The organism is Mesotoga infera (genome assembly GCA_011045915.1).
GTDB classification, from domain to species: Bacteria; Thermotogota; Thermotogae; order Petrotogales; family Kosmotogaceae; genus Mesotoga; species Mesotoga infera_D.
Genome location: DSBT01000330.1, coordinates 1 through 4,144 on the forward strand (window position 1 = coordinate 1; position 4,144 = coordinate 4,144).

Annotated in this window: 5 protein-coding genes; all 5 read right to left on the minus strand. The window is 42.1% G+C overall.

What is annotated here, in order from left to right; all coding sequences use genetic code 11:
• Positions 1–18: 18 nt before the first annotated feature.
• Positions 19–642 carry a hypothetical protein gene (locus tag ENN47_10710; GenBank protein HDP78628.1) on the minus strand — a complete coding sequence of 208 codons (624 nt, stop codon included), beginning with the start codon at positions 640–642 and terminating at the stop codon, positions 19–21.
• The gene (locus ENN47_10715) at positions 624–758 is read right to left on the minus strand and encodes a hypothetical protein (protein ID HDP78629.1); all 135 of its coding nucleotides are present in this window, start codon (positions 756–758) and stop codon (positions 624–626) included. The genes ENN47_10710 and ENN47_10715 overlap by 19 nt, the downstream gene beginning before the upstream one ends.
• Before the next feature lie 731 nt (positions 759–1,489).
• Positions 1,490–2,398, minus strand: a complete 909-nt coding sequence (locus tag ENN47_10720) for a hypothetical protein (GenBank protein ID HDP78630.1) — start codon at positions 2,396–2,398, stop codon at positions 1,490–1,492.
• A 78-nt stretch (positions 2,399–2,476) separates the two neighbouring features.
• Complete coding sequence (locus ENN47_10725) at positions 2,477–3,298, minus strand: serine protease (GenBank protein ID HDP78631.1); 822 nt, start codon at positions 3,296–3,298, stop codon at positions 2,477–2,479.
• Positions 3,299–3,721: 423 nt separating this feature from the next.
• Positions 3,722–4,144, minus strand: a 423-nt coding sequence (locus ENN47_10730) for a DUF3387 domain-containing protein (GenBank protein ID HDP78632.1), incomplete at its 5' end; no start/stop codon positions are given.

Sequence of the window (4,144 nt, forward strand, 5' to 3'; positions counted from 1 at the left end):
TCCTTCAGTTCCGGAGACCTATTTCAGCTTGTAGTTCAGTTCCAGGTTATTTTCCAAAATCTCTTTGATTTGCTCTTCATCGAACCCTAATAACTTAAGAAGGTGGAGCTGAATTATTGCCTCCATCTTGTTGCAAAGATCCAAGAGCTCCTGTCCGTGTGCTGCTTTGGATTTCAGCGATTCATCAAAGTGAGTGAAGTAGTTTCTGGTATCAACTATCTTTCGGATCATCTTCTTTACATTTTTGGATGTACCGATATGTTGTTCAAAGGGCTCAATGATGCTTTTGATCCTCTTGTTAAGGCTGATCTCGTTTCCGTACTCAAGCTTCTCAGATAACCATTTGCGATTGGCCGCCGGACAGTTCACAAGCAAGGTATTGCATAGTTGCTCGTAATCTTTTTCCGCCATAACTGTTTCATCAGACGTTCTTCTATGATAACTCTCCATGGCTTGGACCAGCGCAAGGAACTTACCATCTATGAAACTATAACCATCATGAACTGCGGAAAAATAGAGCTCTATTGTTGGTCGGTTTGTTTCATAAGCTTTGAACCAATTCTGGAAAACCATCTCTGGATTTGTACTTATCTGAGGATACCTGAAAAGCATTCTGTCAATATCTATCTTAGGTTTATCCAAAGAAAATGGGCGACTCTGATAGAACAGTGAAAACTGTTTGGGTTTGCCATCCTCATTAGTGAATCTTTCTGATCTAGCTTGTACATCCTCGATAGACACATTCCGACTTGTTGCAAATGAGACCAGCATAGTGACCTTGTGAGCGATGGATATCATTTCTTCAATAGTGCGTCCCTCACAAGAAACAAGTTTCAAGTAGATCTTTTGAGTGATCTTTGCCTCTTTCATTAGGATTATCGATATACTTGACAAAATACGAATAATTAGCATTAGGTCGTTACTAAGTTTGACAGAAATCTCATGAGGTTGTGCAGCTTTTATAGTACTCGTTTTTTCATTCTCATTGTGTTCAAGAGCTATACTATTTATCCCAACCCATTCATCAATACCTTCTATCGAGAATTGAAGCGTATTGATAGTTAAGGCCTTATCTTCGCAATGGATTCCTAAAATGGCGGTACGCGCAAAGATTCGTGACTTTAAGGGTGCGCCAAATGAAATATTCCAGGATGTATAGAAGCAATCGAAGAGAGTTACCGCGCCATCTTTCTCAACACGACCGAGTATTCTCTCGATCCTTGGGTCTTCGTTATCTAAAAAATGCTTTAGCGTTTCTATGCTTTCGTCGAACGGCCCGTCAATCTCTAACTCTATCCTTCCGCCATAAAGTATCGTTAGTTTTCCTGGCACCTTCCTGTCAGGGTTTGAGGGAAGCCAAAAGTGCCCGGATCTTTTAATCTCTTCCTTCAATCTCAAAGCCAAACCCCCTCTTTGTTGCTAAAAGCTAGAAAATACGATGAGAAATTGACTTGAAAAAAACTACATTCCCAGCTTCTATCTTGGTATCTTACTCAGCTCTTCGTTCACTTCTTCGGCAGATTCTTTCTGCTAGCTCTGCATTCGTCTTCTGTAGATCATCAGCTTTCTCCATCTCTTCAAGCGCTTTAGCAAGATGATAACCGGCTCTTTCTTCCGTGCCATGTGGCAATTCATTTGCCACGGGGTCTGCTCTTGTATCTTCTTTTCTGAGGAATAAGAGTCTATCAAAACATGGCTTGAAGACCCAAAAGACCATCGAAAAAGTGTAAATAGTGGCACTAAAAGTAGCCTTGAGTGTGAGCATCAGTGCCCCCATGTAGTTAGAAAGCTGGCCGCTGTCTCTAACTTGAGTTGCTGTATCACCCACCCAACCTTTTTGAGCCCAGACTATTGTAATTGCAACTCCCAATAATGCCCAAATTGCAGTTGCCATTGAAGCCGCAACCTGAATAACAGACGCAAGAGTGTGCTCTTTGAAGAACTCAGTAATGGGAGGGGTATAGAATGAAATAATAATGAATACAATTCCTCCTAATCCGAAAAGAAACCCAGTCGCACCGATCTTGTTCAGTAACGAATTCAATAACGAGTTGCTGTGAGCTTCATCCATTCCTGGAAACTCTGTAATTGCAAGACAAGCAATGAAGATAAAGAAAAAAACAACTCCAAAAACAATTCCTTTTATGAGCGAACTCTTGGATTCATTATTTGATTTAATCGAATTTAGGAAAAAGGAAGCAATTAATACCATAAAAGAGCCGACAGCAAAAATTACTAGATACTTTAAAACTGAACCATCATTAGGGCACTCTCCTCTCCAACGATTGACAATATCTATTGCTCCATATGCAATTAGATAAATTCCGTACAACAAACCAATCTTGAACGCTCTCTTTCTCTCAGTTACAGAATTAGGAGTCTTGGTAGTGTGCTCCACGCCCTTTCACCTCACCTTTCCTGTCATTGTTCGAATCTAGTGACACAAAATTCTTATTTGGCAAAAGGGAATACGATGCTATTTGAAGACACCATCAAAGTCCTCAATTAAGTGCGCCTTTATCACGACGCCTAGATTATTCGGAATGGTGGCTACCGAGATAGGTTTTTGGACAACAGGTATGTCAACTATACTTACTTCTCCTGTCACTGTATGTTGCGGACCAGCATAAAGCACTCCCAACAATTTCACACGGCTTCCAATATTGATTGTGGTTCCAACTCTGTAACTTCCAAGATTAACTAACATAACTGGCGATCCACTCGAACCTGGAAAGCAGGCAGCGTCAATCAAGAACTCTTTCTTTCCGTTCCAGTCTCTTGCAAAAGAAGTTGCCAGAATACCACGTCGAAAAATTGGCAAGTTGTTCACTCTGTCCCACAAACCGTTTGGATATCCGACCATCGTTACTTCTTCCAAGCTTCTCAGGTCTTCAATCTCAGAATCTCTTGGGAGTAAACCACTATCTAGACATGTGAAAAATGGCTTGACTCCTTTCTCAGATGCTTGTTCAATAATGGAAGCAATAGGCATTGCGCACAAATCAATACAATCATCGGGGTGAGGTTTCCAACAACTGGCAAAATCAGTCACTTTGAAGGTGTGATTTCTTCCATAATCAGGTGTCCCATCAGTTCTAGTAAGAGTGAACACCAGAGTTCCAGTCAAAGCTTCATGTATAACATGCTTGTTGGTTATTATCACTGGTACATGTGTATCTGTACTACGCTTGAAACTGTAAAAGAAACCTGTTCCAGTTGAAGTCTTTCCTCCTTCGAGACTACATTCAATACGCACGGTACTGTGACTCACTTGATCAACAATTGACATTTCTGCCATATACGCAGGCCTCCTCTACTCAGATCATTCATATCTGACAGTACCTTGAGCTTTGCGCCAGGAACCAAAAGCGGGTTCTCAATGTATTTGGTTACTCTGATTCACTGCTTATAAGTTCCGATTGTTCGACCACTAACTCAGTAGCTTCACACTCTTGTAGGATTGTTATTCGAATCTTCTAAGAATCCGTTCTACTACTGCTCTCATCTTAGGCCCCACGGTTTCTCTTACTGCCAGCGAATCGTGATATTATTCTTAACTGCTCGAAGAAGCACTTTAGCTTTGTAAAAACGGAGTCCGTCGCGAAAAAAATGTGATTTCAGGTCTGCTTGCTTTCACTTTCTATGTGCATATCGCTAAAGCTCACTTGCCGCGAACATTCCAGGGAAATAGCGGTCAAGTGCATCGCTCTTCTATGTGCTCCTATACCTTTTCAGCCCACTCTTGGCAGACGACCTCAGCCTGCTCCAGAACAGTTTGAGTTGCTTTTTCCTGTTTGTCTGGTGGATAGCCGTATTTGCGCAGAATCCGTTTCACAATCACCCGTATCTGGGCGCGGGCATTTTCACGGACAGTCCAGTCTATACTTACACTCCGCCTGACAGCTTCAACCAGTTCGTGCGCAATCATCTTCAGCATTTCATCACCCAGAACCTTCACCGCACTGTCGTTAACCTCAAGCGCATCGTAAAAGGCGATTTCATCATCGGTCATGCCAAGGTTTTCGCCACGCTGCTGAGCTTCGCGCATTTCCTTGGCCAATTTGATTAGTTCCTCGATGACCTGCCCGGTCTCAATCGCCCGGTTCTGGTATTTTCGTATGGCATTTTCAAGCATCTCTGCAAA